The organism is Saccharothrix carnea, assembly GCF_003014735.1.
In the GTDB taxonomy this organism is placed as follows: domain Bacteria; phylum Actinomycetota; class Actinomycetes; order Mycobacteriales; family Pseudonocardiaceae; genus Actinosynnema; species Actinosynnema carneum.
This window is the reverse complement of the sequence record NZ_PYAX01000006.1, coordinates 127,183-148,687: the sequence shown is the minus strand read 5'-3', so window position 1 is coordinate 148,687 and position 21,505 is coordinate 127,183. Positions and strand designations below refer to the sequence as shown.

The 21,505-nt window shown below is 71.6% G+C and carries 8 protein-coding genes; 2 read left to right on the top strand and 6 right to left on the bottom strand.

Annotated features, from left to right (window positions below; translation table 11 throughout):
• Positions 1–15 precede the first annotated feature (15 nt).
• The 4 genes from B0I31_RS18815 to B0I31_RS18800 all read right to left on the bottom strand — a co-directional run bounded on the left by B0I31_RS18815 (position 16) and on the right by B0I31_RS18800 (position 14,688).
• Complete coding sequence (locus tag B0I31_RS18815) at positions 16–429, bottom strand: succinate dehydrogenase hydrophobic membrane anchor subunit (protein ID WP_073885781.1); 414 nt, start codon at positions 427–429, stop codon at positions 16–18.
• Between the two features lie 2 nt (positions 430–431).
• On the bottom strand, positions 432–857 hold the full coding sequence (gene sdhC, locus B0I31_RS18810; protein ID WP_053722475.1) for a succinate dehydrogenase, cytochrome b556 subunit: 426 nt from the start codon (positions 855–857) through the stop codon (positions 432–434).
• Positions 858–1,131: 274 nt separating this feature from the next.
• Complete coding sequence (locus B0I31_RS18805; RefSeq protein WP_106616703.1) at positions 1,132–2,391, bottom strand: YrhB domain-containing protein; 1,260 nt, start codon at positions 2,389–2,391, stop codon at positions 1,132–1,134.
• A gap of 54 nt (positions 2,392–2,445) precedes the next feature.
• Positions 2,446–14,688, bottom strand: a complete 12,243-nt coding sequence (locus B0I31_RS18800; protein WP_106616702.1) for a toxin glutamine deamidase domain-containing protein — start codon at positions 14,686–14,688, stop codon at positions 2,446–2,448.
• A 388-nt stretch (positions 14,689–15,076) separates the two neighbouring features.
• On the opposite strand from B0I31_RS18800, the gene B0I31_RS18795 reads away from it, so the two are divergent.
• A complete protein-coding gene (locus B0I31_RS18795; RefSeq protein ID WP_245950161.1) occupies positions 15,077–17,494 on the top strand; it encodes a hypothetical protein in 2,418 nt (805 codons plus the stop codon).
• Between the two features lie 83 nt (positions 17,495–17,577).
• Here the strand turns inward: B0I31_RS18795 and B0I31_RS18790 are convergent, their stop codons facing one another.
• The gene (locus B0I31_RS18790; protein WP_106616700.1) at positions 17,578–19,236 is read right to left on the bottom strand and encodes a WXG100 family type VII secretion target; all 1,659 of its coding nucleotides are present in this window, start codon (positions 19,234–19,236) and stop codon (positions 17,578–17,580) included.
• 17 nt (positions 19,237–19,253) lie between these two features.
• A complete protein-coding gene (locus tag B0I31_RS18785) occupies positions 19,254–19,775 on the bottom strand; it encodes a YbaB/EbfC family nucleoid-associated protein (protein WP_106616699.1) in 522 nt (173 codons plus the stop codon).
• A gap of 371 nt (positions 19,776–20,146) precedes the next feature.
• On the opposite strand from B0I31_RS18785, the gene B0I31_RS18780 reads away from it, so the two are divergent.
• Positions 20,147–21,277, top strand: a complete 1,131-nt coding sequence (locus tag B0I31_RS18780) for a BMP family lipoprotein (RefSeq protein ID WP_106616698.1) — start codon at positions 20,147–20,149, stop codon at positions 21,275–21,277.
• Positions 21,278–21,505: the final 228 nt, after the last annotated feature.

Sequence of the window (21,505 nt, the reverse complement as noted above, 5' to 3'; positions counted from 1 at the left end):
ACTCCCCGCGGCGGGTCAGTCGGTGATGTTCGGGTCGAAGGTGAAGATCACGTACGTGCCGAGGGCGATGATCAGCACCATCGAGACGTAGAGCAGCACCTTCAGCCAGAACCGGGTCGCGTCCTTGCGGGCGTAGTCGTTGATCACGGTGCGCAGGCCGTTGCCGCCGTGGATCTGGGCCAGCCACAGCATCGCCAGGTCCCAGAACTGCCAGAACGGCGAGGCCCAGCGGCCCGCGACGAAGCCGAAGTTGATGCGGTGCACACCGCCGTCGAGGATGTTCATGATGAACAGGTGCCCGAGCACCAGCACCACCAGCGCGACGCCCGAGATGCGCATGAACAGCCAGCTGTACAGCTCGAAGTTGCTGCGGCGGGCGGCGGGGCGGCGCGGTGAGCGCGGCTTGTCGAGGGTCAGGGATTCGCTCATGATCAGTGACCCCCACCGAGCAGGTCGGTAACCGTGCGGACCATCATGTAGTAGGTGCCGGGGATCATCACCAGCACCCAGACGCCGAGCACCGCCCACAGCATCTGCTTCTGGTAGCGCGCGCCCTTCTCCCAGAAGTCGACGAGCATCACGCGGATGCCGTTGAGGGCGTGGTAGAGGACCGCGCCGACCAGGCCGACCTCGAACAGGTTGACGATCGGGTTCTTGTAGGTCTCGATGACCTTGTCGTACGCGTCCGGCGACACCCGCACCAGCGCGGTGTCCAGGACGTGCGCGAACAGGAAGAAGAACGTCAGCACACCGGTGATGCGGTGGGCGACCCAGGACCACATCCCCAGGTCGCCGCGGTAGAGCGTTCCGCCCCCTTTAGAGGTGCCCGCCCGCTCGGGTGCGGTGGTGCCGGCCATGCGCAACGGCCTCCAGCGTCAGTGGTGGACTGGTCTCCGGTACGTGCGTACTCGGACCTTGACCCCCGGATGCTAGACCCGCTCGAGCCACCCGACCCAACGGCCCGACCCGTCTGTGAGCGACGAGACACCGGGTGGCGACTTGATCGATTCACCTCACACCGGCGGGCACTCGGTTGTGCGGCGCAGCTCACCCCGAACGGGTGATCGGCACCGTCCACTGCGGACCTCTCCGCTGGTCAGCGGGACCGGTCGGCGGTCAGCGAGCGGGGTGTCAGCGGTAGTAGACGACGTGCAGGGCGCTCGTGCCCTCGTCGGACGGCGTGAACGGGGTCGTGGTGGTGCCATCGGCCAGTTCGAGGCCGCCTTCCACCCTCCGCGCGTTGACCAGGTGGCCCACGGACTCGCGGCCGCGGCGGTCGTGGCGGCGGATCCAGATCACGGCGGCCGTGCCGACCGGGCGGGTGGTGAAATCGGCCAGCACGTCACTCCACCGGGTGTGGCTGGTGGCCTCCGTCACGTCGCCGAGCCGGGCGAGGGTCGGGGCGAGCCAGGCGGCGGGACCGGGTGCCGGGGGTGCCGGCAGGTCCGCCTCGCCCGCGTCCCAGCGGGACAGCCACCCCCACGGGTCGGCGTTGGGCAGCGCGAACGGCGTGCGGCCCGGGTTCTTCGGCACGACCAGGGCCGCGTCGAGCATCTGGTCCCGCAGGTCCCCCGACGACTGGAAGGCGCGGGTCGTGCAGGCGAACAGCCAGCCGCTGGACAGCTCGTCCTCCGGCGACGGGTCCACCAGGACCACCTCGTCGCCGTAGGCACCCGCCAGGTGCCGCTCGGCCGCGCGGACGGCGGCGGCGTAGTCCAGTTCGGACACGTCCGGCCGCGGCCGGTGGAAGCGGGCCAGCAGGAGGCTGCCGAGGGCCGCCGTCTCCAGGTGGGCGAGGGTGCCCCGCATGGCGTCCAGCACGGCCACCTCGCCGTCGTTGTTGTGCGCGTAGAGCAAGTGGCCGGTCACCTCCACGCCCGCCAGCTCCCGCCGCACCCAGACGACGCCCCTGGTGTCCGGCCCGCCCGCCCGCACCGCCTCGACCACCTCGGGCCACGTCGCGCAGGCCGCCACCTCCGCCTGCGGGAAGTGCCCGGCGCGCAGCCGGTCCCACCAGCCCGGCTGCTCGTCGGAGGGACGCCACGGCAGCGCGGAGGCCGGGGCGTGGTCGACGGCCGCGTCCAGCGCGATGACGCAGTTGCGCGCGTTGACGCGCCTGGTCCAGTCGGCTTCGACCGGCGCGCGCCAGTCCGCCGCGTCGTCGTTCAGGCCCAGGTCGTCGAACGGCCGGTCGTTGGGCAGCGGGTACGGTGCCTCACCGGTCGTCGGCACGGCGATCGCGGCGGCCAGCATCGGGTCCCGGCTCTCCCGGAACCGGCAGCCGAAGACCGCGACCCGCGACGTCTCCAGCAGCGGGTGCCTGCTGGACTTCACCGTGCCGCCGTAGACCCGGTCGAGCCACTGGTCGGCAGTGTCCCGTGCTTGCGTCACGCGTACCTCATCAGTTCCGAAGGTCTGCTGCTGGAGTCGGGGCGTCCGACGACGCTACGGGACCGGGCCGGTCGGCGGGGTCGCGGCGGCGGGCGGTGCGGTCGCGGTGGTGGGCGGCGGTGCCGGCTTCGGCAGGTCCGGCAGCGGGATGAACTCGATCTTGACCGCGTCGCGCTCCAGCTTGGCCGGGCGGTGGTTCTGCGAGTCGAAGAACGTGAGGTCGCCGCCGTCGTTCCAGGCGTTGAAGACGTGCCCGGTGCCGTCGGCGCGGGTGATGCCGATGCTGACGTGCCTGCCGGGCTGCGCGGCCAGGTAGTCGACCACCTCGTGGTAGCTCCCGACGGTCTGGAACGTCGACTTGAAGGTGTTCTCCAGGTACGTGCCCTGGGCCGGTGCGGGCAGCGGAGGCGCCGCGACCGGTCGGCCGTGCAGCGTCTCGTGGGTGGCGATCACGCAGTTCGTGCAGTTGACGTCGTGGCCGGGGACGCTGTTCTGGAAGTTCGTCCGGTTCACCGTCGCGAGGCCGGGGTAGGCCGTGTTCGCCCACGTGGCCGCGGCGTTGTCGTCGGCGAACGCGGCGAAGTGCTTCGTGCCCGGCGGCAGCCACTTGGCCAGCTCGGCCGCGTGCTCGGCGTCCTGCCTGGCGTTCAGCTGCTGCTCGTAGGCCTTGCGGTCGGCGTCCTGCTTGGCGTCGAGCGCCGCCTCGGCCTGCTTCTGCTCCAGCAGCTGCCTGGCCTTGAGATCGTGCTCCGCCTTGACGCGCTCGGCGTCCTGCTTGAGCTGGAGCTGCTGCGCGGCCTGCTGCCGTTCGGCGAGCTGCCGCTGGTTGAGCTGGTGCTCGGCGGCCAGGCGGTCGTTCTCCTGCCGGGCGAGCAGCTGCTGCTCGACCCGCTGCCGCTCGGCCGCCTGCTCGTTGTCGAGCTGCTGCTCCACGTTGCGCTGGACGGCCGCCTGGTTGTTCAGGACCTGCTGGCGGACCTGGTTCGGGTCGAACGAGCCCGGCGCGACGGCGAGCTGCTGCTGGATCTGCGCCTCCACCTGGTTGCGCTCCAGCTCCTGGTTGGCCAGGACCTGCGCGGCGACCCGTTGCCGGTGTGCCTGCTGGTTGGCCGTCAGCTCGCCGGCGACGCGATTGCGCTCGGCCTGGGTCCGGGAGGCGAACGCGTTGCTCTCGTTGGTGCGGTCCTGCTGCTGCCTGGCGAGCAGCTCCGCCTCGGCCTTGAGTCGTTCGGCGTCGAGCTTCGCGGCCAGGGCGGCGCCCTCGGCGTGGTACTCGGCCTGCTGCTTCGCCCGCAGCGCCAGGGACGCGGCCTGCTTCTCGGCCAGTTGGCGGGCCGCGACGGCGTTGCTCTCCGCGGTCCGCTCGGACTGGTGCCGCGCGGCCAGGGCGGCGGCGTCGGCGTCACGCTGGGCGGTGGCGCTCGGCGTGGTCGACGTGCTCGGCGTCGACGTGCTCGCGGTGGGCGTGCCGCTCGCGACGGGTGCGCCGAAGGTGCTCGTGGCGGTGGCCGCCGGCGCCCCGAAGGTCTGCACGCCGGGCGGCGGCACGGACGGCGAGCTCGGCCCGGGTGCGGTGGTTGCGGGGTCGGGCGGAGGTGCGTTGGTGGACGAGGTGGCGGTCGTGGCCGGCGTGCCGGCGGGCGGTGTGTTGCCCGGTGGGGCGTTGAATGCCGCCAGCTGCCGGTCGGCCGCGGTCTTGGCGTTCCACCAGCTCGCCTGCCGGACGTCGGCGACGTCCTGCTTCCGCGCCAGGTCGGCCTGGGCGTCGGTGATCCGCGTCTCCAGGTCCGCGCGGTCCCGCACGGCCTGCTGGTGCTCCCGCTCGGCCGTCTGCCGTGCCTGCTCGGCCTGGCGGGCGTTGGCGCGGGCCTCGCGGAGCAGGTCGTTGGCCGCGTCGAAGTCGTGACCGGCGTCGGTGGCCGTGCGCTCGGCCGCCTCCAGGTCGGTCTTGGCCTGGTCCGCGGCCGCCCTGGCATCCGTGGCCACGTCGGCCGCCGCCTGCTGCCGGTCGAGGGCGGTCTGGTGCTCCTGCCGGGCGGTCACCAGGTCCTGCGCGGCCTTCTCCTGCTGGACCTGCCGGTTGTCGCGGACCTCGGTCGCGTCCTTGACGTCCTGCACCAAGCCCTCCCGCACCGGGTCGGGCGCGGCCTCCGGGTCGGCGCTCGGCGGGTTGTCCCGGTCGTGCCGGCCCAGGGCGGCCTCGGCGTCGCGCAGCGCCTGGTCCGCCCGGGCACGCGCGTTGTCGGCGGCCGTCGCCTGGATCTCCGCCAGCTCGACGCCCTCCTGCGACGTCCGGACGGCCTCCGCCGCGTCGCCGAGCGCCTTGTCGGCCCGCCGGGAGGCGAGGTCGAGGTCGACCGCGCGGGTCGTCGCGTCCTCCACCGCGGTGTCCGCCGTGTCACGGGCGTTGCGTGCGTTGTCGACCGCGGTGTCGTGCGGGCCCAGCGCGTCGAACGCCGTCTCCGCCTCCTGCGACCGGGTGTCCAGCACGGTCTCGCGGTTGGTGACCTCGATGTCCGCGCCGGCGCGCTCGGCGAGCAGGTCCTGCGCCTGGTGGCGGGCGACCTCCACGGCGGCCTCGGCGGTGCGCCACGCCTTCGCCGCGTCCCGCACGCCGTCCTGCGCGGTGGCCAGTTCCGGCGGGAGGGTGCGGCCCAACGCCGCCTCCACGTCCGCCACCGGCATCCGCAGGTCCGCCGAGCCGGGCACGGTCAGGTCGTAGACGCCGACCTTGCCGTTGCCGAGGTCGGCGACGAACCGGTACACGATGGTGGACTCCGTCAGGCCGGTGCGCCCGGACGGCTTCAGGTTCTGCTGCGTGCCGCTGACCGGGCCGCCCGAGTCGGCGGTCGAGTCGTCGCTGGTGTGCTTGAACTCCGGGAAGGCGAACGCGGAGTTGGCCGAGTTGACCAGGTCCGGGTTGCCCTGCGCGTCCTCCGCCTTCTTGTTCACGCCACCCGTCGGCGCGACGACCACGTCCCCGCTCTGGGTGTGCTTCGCCTCGGACGTGGTGGTGTGCGTGGTGGAGGTCGGGTTCTCCAGCTTGACGCCGTCGCTGAGCGAGTCGAGCCGGGTGTCGACCACCTTCGCGTACACCTTCAGGGAGGCGTGCTGCGCCTTGCCCAGCGTCGCCTCGTGCAGGCCGGGCACCTCCAGCGGCGTCTTCGTCATGCCGGGCAGCATCGACTGGAGCGTCTCGGAGCTGAGCGTGGACAGCAGCGAGTTGAGCGAGCCGGTGCCCTTGCCGGTGATGCCCTTGCCCGCGCCCGCCCGTTCGAGCGCCGCGATGGCCGCCATCCGGATGTCCTGGATGCCGCGCATCCCCTCGACCGACGCGCCGCCGGGCACGTCCAGGCCGTCCCGCAGCCACTGGTCGATCTTGGCCGGGGACGCCTCGTCCTTGGGCTGGCTGGTCGCCTCCGCGCCGTACGGGCGGCGGTCGTCCGGCACGTCCGGCGAGTCCACGCGGACGTTGTCGGCGTGCAGCCGCACGGTGATCGGCGCTTCGTCGGCCTTGACCCGGCCGACCTCCTTGTCGCCCTTGTGCACCACCAGCTCGAACTCGACCGGCACCTCGTAGCGCACGGCCGGGCCGGTGGCGGTGTGCTTGTGGCCGAACAGCTCGGTCGTGGTGTCGGTCGTGGTCTTGCTCTGCGAGAAGTTCAGGCTCGCGCCGACCGCGCCACCGACCGCGGGCGACTGGCCGTTCTGAACGTCCGGCAGGTGCTGGCCGCCCGCCCTGGCGTTGACACCCCAGGACGTGCCCTTGGTGAGTGCGTCGGAGTCCTTGTTCGAGCCGGCCAGGATGTGCTCCATGTCGCGGCCGTCGTTGACCGCTTCCAGGAACTTCGGCTGCCCGACCTTGGCCCTCAGCGTGACCTGGTAGGTGTCCTTGCCGATCACCGTGCCCGGCTTGTGCAGCAGCAGCGGCACGCCGCCGTCCACCGCGGAGTCGATCAGGCCCTTGACGCTCGTCGGCGAGGTCAGGTCGACCAGCCGCTGGAGGTTGCGCATCGAGTCGTCCAGCACCGAGTCGGGGATGAGCTTGCCCCTGGTGTCCTGGTTGACGACCGTGGCGAGCTGCGCGACCACGGGTGACAGGTCCGGCACGTCGTCGACCACGCCGAGGCCGAGCCCGCCGGGTTCGCCGGGGTTGAGCCGCTTGGGCGGGCGCATCGAGCCGTGGTCGGGCGAGGTGTGCGGCGGCACGTCCTCCAACAGGCCCATGTCCCGCGCGACCTGCTCGCTGACCCGCACGAACACGCCGCCCGGCAGGGTCACCGTCTTGCCGTTGGCGTGCGGCGTGCCCTTGTAGATCGCGTTGCCCGACCGGCTCTCGCCGACCATCGAGAACTCGGCGTCCATCTGCACCAGGACGGTCCGCTCACCGGACGGGCGGACCAGCTTGCGGTCGACGTTGCCGCCGACCTCGCGGGCCGTCGTCTCGGTCTTCGACCACGGCGTCCACTTCGCGCCGGCGTTGAACGTCCCGCCGCCCTGCGGCGTCGTGTCGTTCGGCTTGCCGCCGAGCGCGACGCCCGCCGAACCCTCCACCGACTGGCCGTGCGCGACGCTGTCGCCCGCCTTGAAACCACCGGTCGTCCACGTCTCGACCGGCGTGGTGTCCGAAATGGACACCAGCTTGGGCTTGTCGAACTTGACGGTCATGCCGATCGCGCCCGTGCGGTCGGTGACGCGGCGGTCGAACCGCAGGCTGTCGGTGACCAGGCCCGTCTCGGCCATCTTGCGCAGGTTCGCCTTGAGGTTCTCCGGGCTGAACATCTTGTCGATCTGGTTGCGCGCCTCCGTGCCGGGCACGGTCAGCGACCCGTCCGCGCCCGCCGAGGCGTTCACCAGCTCGATCGCGCCGTTGCGCAACGCCTCCGCGTTCGCCACCGCCTCGACGTGCAGCCACTCGTGGCGCGGCGGGCGGGTCGCGCCCGGCTTGAGCAGGGTGGAGATGGTGGTGTTCGGCGGCAGCGTGCCGTCCACCGGGTCGCCCGGCTTGAAATCGGCGGACGGTGTCTTGAGCGCGGAGCCGTCCGGCACCCAGAGCTGCACCTTGCCGCTGATCTGCGGCAGGATCGTCGGGTTGTCGCGGGCGGCGGGGTCCAGCAGCTTCTTCGGGTCGACCGTCCGGACGACGGTCTTCTCCTTCGGCACCTGGAGCAGCGGCGAGCCCGGCGTCATCCGCTTGACCCACGACTGGTTGCGGCTGAACGTGGTGATCTCGACCTCGAACTCGATGTCGTGCGCGAACACCTGCGACTTGGCGTCACCGACGTTGAGCGCCACGTCGTTCACCACCGGACCGGCGGTGGTCTTGTCCGCCGTCGTGCTGCTGTACTTCACGGCCGCGTTGCCGGTCGGCGTGAGCGACGCGGTGCCCGGCTTGACGTTCGCACCGCCGCGGCCCTCGACGCCCGCGCTCCAGCCCTTCGTCGTGGTGGTCGCGCTGTCCAGCTTCGGTGCCGAGGAGGACAGGCCGCGCACCTGGCGGGCGTCCGCCTCGCCGAGGTGCTTGGCGCCGCCCAGCTTGGCCTTGACCGTGACGTTGACGAACTCGTTGGTGGCGAAGCCCTGCCGCTTGAGCTGCACCTGCACGCCGGGACCGAGCAGGCTGTCCATCTTCGCCCTCAGCGCGGTCGGCGACAGCTCCGCGTCGAGCTTGCGCTGGTTGTTCAGCATCTCCACGACGTCGGCGAAGTTCTTGCCGTCCGCGCGCGGGTCGGTGTCCCGGTTCCACTCGGGCAGGAAGCCGTCGAAACCGGGCAGGCCCTTGAGGGCGTTCTCGACCTGCGCCTGCACCTGGTTCGCCGCGGTGAACTCGCCGACGCGGATGTTGCCCGCCGCCAGGCCCTCGGCCAGGTAGGGCGGTTCGAACCGGGTGTTCTCCGTGTTCGGCTTGGTGATCCCGGTCTGGGTGTTCGCCGGCACGGGCAGGCCGTGGGCGGTGGCCTCCGGCAGCCCGAGCCGCACGTGCGCGGTCACCGGGACGGTCACCGTGTCGCCGTTGGGCGTGCGCACCTCGACGTTCGCGGTCACCTTGTACAGGCCGGTCTGCCCGCCGACCTGCATGCCGGCGCGGTTGACCGACGTGAGGCCCGCCGACGAGGTCTCGGAGGTCTTGGCGGACGCCGAACCCGTGACGCCCGCCGCGCCGACCGGCACGCCCGGCACGCCGACACCGCCGCCGACCGCCGCGTTCACCTCGACACCCGAGCCCACGGTGGCCGTGACGCCCGTGTTGGTGGTCGCCGTGTCGTGCATCCGGAACTGCGCGCCGCCGTGCGTGCCGACGAGCTCGGCGTCCAGCAGCGTCGCCTTCATCTGCACGGCCGAGCCGTACGCCGAGTGCGGGCTGGTCAGGTTCGGCGAGGTGACCCAGCCGTTCAGCATCACGTGCAGGTTGTCGCGGATGTTCGTGGCGCTGAGGAAGTCGCGGAGCACCGTGCGGCCGTCCGCGCCGGGCTTCGTCACCGATGGGTGCAGCTTCGCCGCCACGTCCTTGAACGCCTGGTCCACGTCGATGTCCGTGACCGCCTCGGGCACGAGGTGCTCGACCTTCGCGCCCCACTCCGCGTCGGGTGGACGCACCGTGCCCGCGGTGTTGTCGGTGTTCGCCAGGTTGCTCAGGTCGTTCGGGACCTGGAGGGCGACGCTGGTCCCGTTGTCGTGGACGTCGGTGTTGCCGACGACGTTGCCCTGCGCGTCGGTCAGCGTGACCCGGTACGTGACCGGCACGTCGTGCTTGGTCGAGCTGTCACCGCCGCGGACCTCGCGGTCGTCCAGCGCGGTCGTCGTGGACGTGTTGCCGGTGACGGGAGTGGAGAGGGTGGTCTTCACGCCGACCGTGCCGTACGCGCCCATGCCCTGGCTCGCGGTGGCGTTGAGCGAGACGTCGTTGCCGGTCGTCAGGCTCGTGGTCGTCGTGCTGGTCGCGCCGCTGTCCACCCGGCTGTCGACCTTGGCGGGTGACGCCGTGCCGGTGCCCGTCACGGGGTTGAGGACCGCGGTGACGTTGGCGTCGTAGAAGTTCTTGCCCACCTGGACCTGGAACGTGCGGCCGTTGCCGAGGAACGACTCGAAGTTGTCGTTCAGCGCCTTGCCGATGCGGTCGACGCCCTGCGGCGCCACGCCGTTCACGGCGGGCAGGAGGCCGTTCACCGCGGTCGTGACCTGGTCCGCGCCGCGCACGTCGTTGACGGCGACCGAGCCGAGCGCCTGGTTGCTCTGGAAGAACGACGGCAGCGGCACACCCGGCAGCACCGCGGGCAGCGGGCCGGCCGGGGTGACGTTCACCAGCGGGATCGGCGGTTGTGCGGGCGGCGGGGTGCTGCGGCTGAAGAGGTTCCTGAAGCCCGGCGTGCTCCGGCCGGCGGGCTGCTGGTGACCGGCCTGGGAACGCGTGCCGGTCGTCGGGTCGGGCGTGTTCGCGGTCGTGGTGTTCGCAGCCGCCGTGTTCGCAGCCGTGGTGGTCGCGGGCGACGGTGCGGTGGGTGCTGGTGCGGGCCTGGTGCCCGGGTTGTCCGGGATCGGCGCGGGGCGCGTCCCCAGGTTGTCGGGGCTGGGCGCGGGGCGCGTGCCCGGGTTGTCGGGGGTGGGCGCGGGCCTGGTGCCGGGGTTGTCGGGCGTCGATGCGGGTGGAGTGCTCAGGGTGTCGGGTGTCGGCGCCGCTCGGGTGCCCACGACGGTGGGGCCGGCCACCGGGGCGGTGTGCGGCGTGTAGGTGCTCCGGCCGTTCGGGCCCTGGACCGCGTCCACCTCGATCGGCTGCACGGCGGGCAGGTCCTTGCCGAACGGCGTGTAGGTCGTCGGCGGGCCGCTCGGGTGGTGGACCACGATCGGCGTCCGAAGCTGCGTCGCGAGCGCCTGCGCGGCGATGCGGTCGGCGTTCGCCGCGCTCTCGGCGTCGGCCCTGACCTGCGCCGGATCCGGCACGTCGGGCAGCGGACCGCTCTCCACCGGTCCACCGTCCGGGTGGGTGTCGGTGCCCGCCATCACGTCGCGCGACACCGCGTCGGGGTCCTCCGTCAGGGTGGACGGGTCGAACTCCGCGTTCGGGCCCGGCTGCAGGACGGAGTTGACGAGGTCGCCGTTGGTGGTCGGGTGGTCGGTGATGAAGTCGGCGAGCTGCTCGCGGATCTCGACTTCGGCCTCGGCCGCCTTCTTGCCCGGACCCTTGCCGGGGTCGGCACTCAGGGACGCCACGTAACCGGTCACGTCGTCGCGCAGTTGCGCCGGGTCGACGCCCTGCGCCTTGCCCACCGCGTCGTACAGGCCGTTCGGGGCGGGCGGTCGCGTCGAGGGCAGGTTCGCGATGTTGTTCATCGCCCCGAACCTGCGCTGCATCGACGCTTCCGGGCCGGACATCGCGGTGTTGACGCCCGCGGCGGTCTTGACGATCCGGCTGCTCTGGTCCAGACCCGCCGTCACGCCGGGGTGGCCCGGCACCGGCGCGGACATCGACTGGTCGATGTCGTGCCCGCGACCGACGCCCAAGTCCTTGACGACCTTGGCGACCTCCTTGAACTGGGGCGCGGTCGAGGGCTCGGGCGGCGGCGCGGTCGGGTTCCCGATGGGCGGCGCCGTCAGCTCGGGGTTCGGGTTCAGCTTGGGGTTCGGGTCGGCCGCGAGGTTCGTGGGGTCGCGGTTGATGCCGGCGAGCTTCGGGAACTTGTCCCGGAAGCCGCCCAGGCTCGTGCCGCGCTTGTCGTCCTTCGTGTCGAAGAAGCGGTCCGCGACACCGCCCAGCGGTGCGTGCGACTGGGGGACCGTGCCCTTCTCGGCGTAGCGGAGCGCGATGCGCGTCAGGTCCGTCTCGATCGCGCCGCCCTTGAAGTCCGAGATGAACGCCTGGGTCCTGATCGGGTGACTGTAGGTCTGGGCGTCGACCGCCAGCTGCGAGAGGTGGGCGTCCCGCTGGTCGGCCACGTCGACGTCGTCCGCGGTGACGTCGGCGTCCATGTCGACGTCGGTGTCCGCGTCGAGGTCGGCGATCTTCTGGTCGTAGATGGTGCCGATCTCGTTGGCGAAGAAGTGGTTCAGCGACCGGCCGAGCATCGAGAACTCCGCGCCGCCGTCACCGAACCGCACGTTCGGGTCGACCATCGGCGCGACACCGTCGAAGAACAGGTTCGGCTCGGGCGTGTACGGCAGCATCGGGCTGGTCTTGGCCTGCTCGACGCGGGCGTCCATGTCCTGCGCGATCTCGCGGGCGAAGTCGTTCTTGAACTTGTCCGGGGACGCGAGCCTCTCCCCGGCCTTCTCCAGCGCTTCGATCTTGGCGAGGTCCGGGTCGTCGGACTCCCGCAGCTTGGCGATCTTGGCGACGCGCGTGGCCTCCAGGTCCGCGACCCAGGCGTCGAGGTCGGGGGGCATCCGGTAGCCGCCGCTGATCATCAGCGGTCGGGACGGCGGCAGGCCGTCAGGGCCCTTCATGCTGTCGATGACGTGGTTGAAGATGTGCTGCCCCGAGGGCACGTTGCGGGAGCCCTGGTCGAAGTCCTGCACCGCGACGTAGGGGTGGTTGCCGTTGTTCGCGAACGCCGAGATCGCGAACTGGGACGGCGTGCTGTCCAGCGTCGTGTTGCGCATCGTGCCGTACGGCAGGTTTCCCGTCGACGGCATGTTCCAGGTGAAGCCGGTCAGCGCCACCGGGACGTCGGTGATGTCCGCGAGCGCCGCTTCCAACTCGGTGAGCTTCGCCTCGACCTCGGCCTGCGCGTCCGGGTTGTTGTCGCCCCGGGTGTTCACGCCGATCACGAACGCGACCTTGCCGTCGATGCCCTTGGCGTCCGCCGTGATCCGGTCGATCACGTTCTTCAGGGACGCCGCGTCGATGTCGCTGATCGGCACGATCGCGTTGACGACGAAGCTGACCGGCTTGTCGTTCTCGACGTTCGCTTCCAGGTCCGCCAGGTAGCCGTCCCGCGTCGGCAGGTGGACCGGCCTGCCGCCCGCGAGGTCCCTGAACTTGTCGTTGAACTTGGTCGTCGCGTCGCTCTGGAGGTCGACGACCGGGCCGTTCACGTTGGTGGCGGTGTCGGTCATCTCGGCGTCGGCCGGCGGGTCGAGCGGGCTGTTGACGTCGGTGTCCCACGTCACGCCGGTCACCGGGTCGACGTCGAGGTCCATGCCCTGGGTGGACGGGACTTGGGCAGACGGGACCTGGCTCGACGAACCGGGCACGTCGCCGGTGCGCGGGCGCTTCGACCCGTCCTGGACGTCGGTGTCGATGTCCATGGCGCCCTCGGACTCGACGTCGCCGTCGTCGTCACGCTTGCGCTTGTTGTCGCTCGGGGCGGGCCGGCTGTCGGACGGGGCCGGTGGCGCCGCGTTCGGGTTGGGCGCCGGCGCCGTGGTGGCCGGGGGAGTGTTCGCCGCCGGGGGCCTGATCGTGGGCCCTTGGTCGTTGAGCAGCGTGTCCGGGACCGCGACCTGGCTGTTGGCCGTGCGCTCGACGAGCCACAGGTGGCGGGGGCGCAGGCCGGGATCGTTGCCGAGGACGGCGGTGCCCATCATGCCGCCGTCGTTCAGGTGCACGCCGGAGCTGCCGGGGCGCTGCAGGAAGACGCGGGTGGAGTCGCTGTACTCGTCGGGGACGCCCAGGTAGTGCAGGACCTCGTGGGCGAGGACGTTGGAGCTGGAGTTCGGGTTCCAGTGCGTCTGGTCGGTGCCGGTGTTGCCGACCTCGACGACGGTGTGGGCTTCGTTCGGGTCGGTGGTGAACTCCAGGTTGAGGTGGAACTGGTCGCCGCTCGGCAGGCGGAAGCCCTGGTTGAGCAGTTTGTCGACGCCCTCCTTGGCCTTGCGCTCGACGTCCGCCTTGGCCTTGTTCTGGGCGTCCGCGATGGCCTTGTTCTCGGCCTCCGTGTTCGTGCCGGTCTTGGCGTCCGGGTTCGGGGCGGGCTTGAGGAAGACCTTGACCGTGTAGTCCTGCACGAACTTGCCGGGCGCGACCTCGATGCGGCGCAGGTCGTAGTTGATCAGCCCCTGGTAGGACTTGATCCTGCTGGGCGTGCTGTCGGTGGTGACGTCGGCGACGACCGTGTTCACGGTCTTCACGTGCGCCCCGTCGCGGCGGCCCTTCAACGCGTCCGGGGACGTGGGGTTGCTGGGCGCGAACCAGTCGGCGGTCTTGGCGTTGTCGTGCCGCCACGACTCGTCGGTGATGACGTCCTTGCCCTTGGGCGGCGGCAGGATGGGTGCGGCGGTCGCGTGGGTGTCGGTGGAGGACGGGGCGGGACGCGTCCCGGGGGTGCTGTCGGGGTCGGCGGCCCTGAAGTAGCTGTCGAGCATGGACTGGAAGGCGGCTTCCGCGCTGGTCCGCGGGGCGGCGTTCAGCTCGTTGTCGAGAGCGTCGACGTTCGCCTGGTAGCGGTTGCTGCCGTCGTCGTACTGGATGTACTGGATCTCCGGGGTCTGGTGGCCGTTGTCCTGCGCCTTGCGCTCGGCGAGGGCGTCGGTGATCTCGCGGGCCAGCAGTTCGGTCATCGCCTCGTCGGGGTTGATGTCCTGGCTGAACACACCTCCCTCCGCGTGCCGGTGCGAGAAGGTCCGGTCACTGCCGATCGAGTTCGCGTGCATGAACTCGTGGGTCAGCAGGTGCCGGATGGCGTCGGCCTTGTGGTCGGGGTTCGTGGCCATGCCGTCGAGGTGGCCGGTGTTGAGCAGGACCCGGCCGTTGATGGACCGAGCCGGGTTGGAGCGGGTGTTCTCGACGAGTTCGGCCCGGTGGTTGTCGACCAGGGTGGCGACCCGGTCGGGGCGGGCACCGGGTTTGGGATCGACCTTGGCCGTGGCGACCTGGTTGAGCAGGGTGTCGAGGCGGGTCTGCGCCGTGGGGTCGTTGTTGGCGAGGTCGCCCATGAACTCGGGGGACAGGATTTCGTTGAGCACGTTCCGCGGGTTGTCGAGGCCGTGCTTCGCGAGCAGCGCGGGCGTGAGGTCGGAATCGTTGTTCAGGACCGCGTCGAGTTCCATCTGCACGGCGAAGTGCTTGGCGAAGGTCTGCTCGTCGAGCTGCACGACCAACGTGGAGTCCACGTCGGGGACCTTGGTGATGCCGTGGTTGTCCCGCAGGGTGCCGAACAACGCGTCGAAGCCGGCTTTGACCTGCCCGATGTCGACCTTCGTGCCCGCGATGTCCATCATCTCGGACGGCATCGGCTCCGGCAGCCTGCTCAGGATGCCGTCCTTGAGGGCGTTGTCGCGCTGGGACGAGTACGGCGGTGCCGGGGCGGTGTCCGCGCTCGTGTCCGCGTCGGACTGGGGCGTCCCCGGGATCCCGACCACCAGCGCCGGCGTTGCCTGCGCGTCGGATCCCGGCGGCTGGGGTGCCGCCGGGGCGGCCGGGTTCGACGACCCGGGCAGGGGCGGTGCCGGTGGTGCGGTCTGGTTACCGGGGCCGGGCGGGGGTGGTGGGGGTGGCGGGGCCTGGTTGGTGAACCCCGGTAGCGGTGGAGCTGGCGGGGGTGCGGTGTGGTTTCCAGGGCCGGGTGGCGGCGGAGGTGGTGGGGCGTGGTTGGTGAACCCGGGCAGGGGCGGTGCCGGTGGTGGTGCGGCGTGGTTTCCGGGGCCGGGCGGCGGCGGTGGCGGCGGAGGTGGTGGGGCGGGTGTGTTGGCCTGCTGCGCGGGCAGTGGCGGGGCGACCGGCGGGGTGGGGTTCGACGGTGCCGGTCGGGTGGCCGGCTGGGTGGTGGTGCTCGGCGGTGCGGGATCGGCGATCGGCGGTGCGGGCCGGGTGTTCGCCGGGGCGGGTGGGGGGGGGGTGGCCGGCGCCGGAGGCGCGGTGTTGGTGGGTGCGGTGGTCGGTGGGTTGGTGTTGGTCGCCGGGAGCGGGGCCACCGGCGGCGGGGTGATCGGCGGCGCGGCGGCGGGTGGTGCGGTGACCGGTGGCGCGGCGGCAGGTGGCGCGGTGACCGGAGGTGTGGTGTTGGTCGGCGGTGCGGTGATCGTGGGCGGCGCCGGGCGGGTGGTCGGTGTAGTCGCGGTGTTGCTTGGTGGCGTGGTGTTCGCCGGGGCGGGTGGGGGTGTGGTGACCGGCGCCGGAGGCGCGGTGATGGTCGGTGTGGCGGCGGTCGGCGGGGTGACCGTCTTGGGTGCGGTGACGTCGGTGGGAGGTGTGCTGATCGGGCTCGGTGCCGGGGGTGCGCTGATCGTCGGCTTCGGCGCCGGTGGTGGTGTCGAGGGCGAGGTGGCGGGTGCCTTGTTGATGTTGCCCTCGGTCGGCGGCTTGGGTGCGTCGAAGACGCCCCTGTCCGCCCCGCCGGCGAACTTGCTCGAACGGTCCGTGGACGGGCTCGCGGCCGGAGGTGCGGCAGCCGGCGGCGCGGCAACCGGGGGCGCGGCCGGTGCGCTGACCGGGGGTGCGCTCACGGACGGCTTCGGGCTGGGGGAGGCCGGAGCGGTGGTGTTCGGGGCGCTGTTCGTCGGGCCGCCGGGCGGAGGGGTGCTGACCGGCGGTGTGCTGACGGCCGGTGTGCTGACCGGCGGTGTGGTGACGGGCGGGGCGCCGGGCGTGCTGATGGTCGGCTTCGGCGCCGGTGGTGGTGTCGAGGGCGAGGTGGCGGGTGCCTTGTTGATGTTGCCCTCGGTCGGCGGCTTGGGTGCGTCGAAGACGCCCTTGCCCGGTCCGCCGGTGTACTTGCTCGAACGGTCGGTGCCGCCGGCGGCACCGGGTGCGGCGCCGGGAGCCATCGGAGCGCCGCCCATCGGTGGCACGGCGGGAGCGCTCACCGATGGTGCGGTGACCGGTGGCGCCTTCGGGCCCGTTGTCGTCGGCGTGGTCGCGGTGGCCGGTCCGCCGGTGGGTGCGTTGACCGCCGGCGCGCTCACGGGCGGGGCGCCGGGCGTGCTGATGGTCGGCTTGGGAGCGGGCGGTGGCGTCGACGGCGAGCTGCCGGGTGCCTTGTTGATGGTGGCGTCGGTCGGTGGTTTGGGTGCGTCGAAGACACCCTTGCCCGGTCCGCCGGTGTACTTGCTCGAACGGTCGGTGCCGCCGGCGGCACCGGGTGCGGCGCCCGGAGCCATCGGAGCGCCGCCGGCCATCGGCGGGGACGACACCGTGGGAGAGCCGGGCAGCCCGCCGCCGAGGGTGCGGGACGCGGTGTTCCCGCCCGGCGTGGTCGAACCGGTCACCGGGCCGCTGCCCGGCGTGGGGCCGCCCTTCACCGCCGGACCGCCGGGCGAGCCCGGAGAGCCGCCAGGGGAAGCCGGGGGCTTGGACCCACCCGACGTCGAGCCGGGCGTGCCGGGAAGGCCGCCGATCGGCGAGACCGGTGCACCGCCGGGAGCCTTGACCCCGCCGGAACCGGCGGGCCCCGTAGCGCCCGGCACGTTCTTGATCGGCGTGACGGCAGGCCCGCCGGGTGCCTTGTTCCCACCGGTGCCGTTGGGTCCACTGGCGCCCGGCACGTTGGTGATCGGCGCGACAGACGGTCCTCCGGGAGCCTTGACCCCGCCGGATCCGGCTGGTCCCGTAGCGCCCGGCACGTTCTTGATCGGCGCGACAGCGGGACCACCGGGCGCCTTGGGCCCGCCGGTCCCGTTGGGCCCGGTAGCACCGGGCACGTTCTTCACCGGCGTCACCGCGGGCCCACCCGGCCCCTTGGACCCACCGGTCCCGTTCGGTCCGGTGGCGCCCGGCACGTTGGTGATCGGCGCGACGGCAGGCCCGCCTGGTCCCTTCGCGCCGATCGGGCCGGAGCCCGGCGAACCCGGCGGCCGCTGGGCGTTCGAGTTCGGGTCGATCTTGCTGAACTGGTCGCGGCTGAACTGGTCGTTCTGCACGTGCGTCTGGACGGTGGCCTTCAACCCCGACTGCACGTTGCCCATGGCGCTCGACGCCTTGTTCGCCTGTTCCACCGAGGCGTCGTTGGAGCTGTTCAACGCGGGCACGGCGACGATCCCGATCGGACCGAGCGCGTTCGGCGCGAGCTTGAGCCCCTGCAACCCGCCGGAGATCGCCGCCAGGCGGGACTGCAGGTCACCGGCCCGCTTCTGCAGCCCTTCCATCGACGTCGGGTCCATGCCGAAACCGGAGTTGCCGGTCGGCCCGCCCGGCGGCCGCGGCCCGGGTGGCGGCGGTGGCGTCGACTGACTGCCCCCCGAGGAGTTCGGGTCCGAGTTCGTGTCGACGCCGCCGCCACCGCGTGCCATTGCCGGTCCTCCGGTGTTCTTCTACTAGACCTGGACGGAACTGCTGGAAGTCCCGCCCTGGGCGGGCTGCGAGTACTGCGACTGGAACGACTCGTAGCTCGACTTCGCCGCCTCGCCCGCCGACTTGGCCTCGTTCGCCGCCTGCTCGACGGTCGTGCCCGCCTGCTCGGCCTTGCGCGAGGCTTCCTCGGCGGCCTTGATGTCCGCCTCGTTGCCGGACGCGAACGCCTTGGCGTTGGCCTCGGCCGCCGCCGCGTTGGCCGCCGCGTAGTCCGCGTTCGCCCGCTCGTACTCGGCGTTCGCCGCCTTCGCCGCGTCGTTCTTGGCGGTCATGTCGTTCTCGGCGGACGTGCGCCCCGGGTCGTCCTGGCCCGGGTTGTTCTTCTTGTACTCCTCGTACGCGGCCTTCGCGGCGTCGTCGGCGGGCTTGGCCGCGTCCAACGCCTCGTTGCTGGCCTTGGCCGCGTCGGCGACGTCCCGGCTCTCCTTCGCGGCGGTCTCGGCCGCCCTCGCGGCGTCCGAGCGCAGCGAGTCGGCCTCGCTCTTGGCCGTCTCGTACTTCGCCATCGCGGCGTCGTACCCGGCCTGGTCGCCACGCGCGGCGGCGGCGTTGGCCTCCGCGATGGCCGACTCGACCTTGCCGTTGGCGGCGGCGGCCTTCTCCGAGGCGGCGTTGAGCGCCTCGTTGGCCTTCTTGGCCTCCTCGGCGGCCTTGGTCTCCGCCTCCTTGGCCTGCTCGTACTTCTGGTTGGCCTGCTCGGCCTTGTCGTTGGCCTCGGTGACCTTGTCGTTCTGCGCGTCCTGCGCCAGCGCCTTGTCGATCTCGCGGTCGACGCCCTTCTGCGCCTTCCACGACTCGTAGCCGACCTCGGCCACGTCGGCGATGTTCTCGAACCGGTTCCAGCCCTTGCCGACGTTCTCGGTGATCTCGTCGAGGTTCTTGATCCGGCCCATCTGCCTGGCGAGCGCCGCGGTGAGGCGGGCGATGCGGGACGCGATGTTCACGCCCAGCGCCACGGCCTTGCCGACCGCGAAGCCGATGTAGGCGGCGATGGACGCGCCGAACGTGATCACGGCGGTGGCGGCGGCGATCAGCGCGCCCGCCAGCAGCGATCCGAGCAGCTGGGCGATCAGGTCGCGGACGATGTCGCGCAGCACCGACACCAGCACGCCGCAGATCGCGACGATCTTGGCCTTCTGCTCGACGGCGTTGGCCAGGGCGTCCAGCTCCTGGCCCATCGACTCCATGTTCTTCTGGAACGCCTCCGACGACGCGCCGGTCCACCCGTCGAACGTGGCCAGCTCGCGGCGGTGGTCCTCGGCCAGCACGCGCAGCTCGGCGGCCTGCTTCTTGGTCGCCTCGACGTTGGCGTTGATCTCGTCGGGGTCGCCCATCAGCTGGTCGAGCGGTTCCTTGAGGAACGTCACGTGCTCGATCAACCAGCCGATGCCCGCGCCGAGGATCGTGCCGAACGGGTCGACCGCGAGCATGGCCATGGACGACGCCGTGCCGATCGCGGCGAACGTGATGTCCAGCGCCTTCTCGGTCTCGGTCTCCGCGTCCTTGCCGATCGTGGTGATCATCTCGTCCCAGGCCGAGATGAACAGGGAGCCCTTGAACTTGTTCTGCTCGGTGATCTCCATGCCCGGTGGCGAGGCGATCGGGGTGTCGGGGGCGGTCATCGTTCAGGGTCTCCTCGTCACCAGGGCTGGTTGTCGTCGTCCTCGTCGTCACCGGGACGCTTGGCGCGCGCCGGTCGCGACGGCATCTGCATCTGCCTGCTCTGCGGGGCCGGGGCCGCAGCCGCGGGCGGTGGCGTCGGCGGCACGTACGCGGGCTCGGGCTCCGGCTCCGCGTAGTCGCGCTCGTCGTCCTCCTCCACCTCGTCGTCCGGGATGGCGTCGCTGACCATCCGCAGTGCCTCGGTGCCCTCGCCGAGCGGCTCGAACGCCTCCATCACCCGCTGCGCGGCCTGCTTCTGCGCGACCTTGGCCGTCTGCATGATCACGGCGGTGAGGCGGGAGGAGCCCATCTCGGTGGCCCGGTGGCCGAGCTGGATGTTCAGCAGGCCGCCGTTGGGGCCGACCGTGATGGTCACCGCGCCGTCCGGGCTCGATGCCGTGGCCTGCGAGTTCTCCACGTTCTCCTGGAGGTCGGCCGACTTCCGCTGGAGATCGGCCAGCTTTGCCTCGAAGTTGTCGAGCCACTGCTGGGGGTCCAAGGCAACCTCCTAGGGGGGATATCGGTGCAGGCTGGAGTGCACCGGAGGTCGCCAACGCCGCCCCAACGCCCCACCAACGGGTCAACCCTGCGGGCACCCGAACCTGATGGGCCCTCGTGATGCCGCCCGGCGACTTCACCCGGTCCACGTATTGACGGTGAGTAACCGGCTACGACGGCGGGAAGTCGCCGGATCACTACGAGTGGCGGAGTCGCCCGATGGCACCAACGATTAGGTCACGTGCGGACCGGTACGTGCGCGGGTGTCATTACTACGGGGTACGGTTCGCCACTCGGAAGCCCTGACGGCCCGCCGTCGGGATTTGTCTGCTCCTAGACGAGCAGGGAGGGAGACGAGCCGTGCGTCGTCGAATGCGTGGCCTCGCGGTGGCCGCGATCGCGCTGACCAGCGTTCTCACGATGGCCGCGTGTGCCAAGGACACCGGTGGGAACAACACCGGGTCCGGGTCCACCAACACCGCCGAGGGCTGCAAGCTGGCTGACAAGCCGCCGGCCGCCACCGCGACCTCCAGCAGCGCCGCGTCGGGCGAGAAGGTCGACGGCAGCGCGCTGAAGGTCGGCCTGGCCTACGACATCGGCGGCCGTGGCGACGCGTCGTTCAACGACTCCGCCGCGGCGGGCCTGGACAAGGCCAAGGCCGACTTCGGCATCGCCGAGGTCAAGGAGCTGACCGCCGCGCCGAACGAGCCGGAGGACGCCAAGCAGACCCGGCTGCGCCAGCTCGCGAGCGAGGGCCACAACCCGATCATCGGTGTCGGCTTCGCCTACGCCGAGTCGCTGAAGGTCGTCGCGCCGGAGTTCCCGAACGTCAAGTTCGCCATCGTCGACGGCGCGGTCGAGGGCGCGGCGAACGTCACGCCGCTGCTGTTCGCCGAGGAGCAGGGCTCGTTCCTGGCCGGCGTCATCGCCGCCTACAAGTCGAAGGCGTGCCACATCGGCTTCGTCGGCGGTGTGGAGATCCCGCTGATCCAGAAGTTCGACGCGGGCTTCGCCCAGGGCGCCAAGACCGCCGCGCCGGACATCAAGATCGAGAAGAAGTACCTGACCCCGGCGGGCGACTTCACCGGTTTCCAGGACCCGACCAAGGGCCAGGAGGCCGCGACCGGCCAGATCGAGGCCGGCGCCGACGTGCTCTACCACGCCGCGGGCGCCTCGGGTAAGGGCGTGTTCTCGGCCGCGAAGGCGGGCAACGCGCTGGCCATCGGCGTCGACTCCGACCAGTACAACCAGAAGACGGTCGAGGAGTCCAAGGACGTCATCGTCTCGTCCATGCTCAAGCGCGTCGACGTCGCCGTGTACGACTTCGTCAAGGCGGTCGCGAAGAACGACCTGGCGAGCCTGCCGAAGGTGTTCGACCTGTCCGTGGACGGCGTCGGCTACTCGACCTCGGGCGGCAAGATCGACGACGACCTGAAGGCCGTCCTCGAGGGCTACAAGGCCCAGATCATCGCGGGCAAGATCTCGGTCAAGTCCACGCCGTAACCCCATCCGGCCTCCGGCGCACTGGGCCCTGCGAGCACCCTCGCGGGGCCTAGCGCCGCGACCGGCAACCTCTACCGCGTCTTCCGGCGCTCAGCAGGGCGCCTCGCGGCGCCGGCCCCACGCCCCCATCCGACCAGGATGAGGACGTGGGGCCGGCACCCCGATGCACCCGTCCGACCGTCGAAACGCGGGGCAGAGGCTGCCGGTCGCGGCACTCGTGCGTGGTTA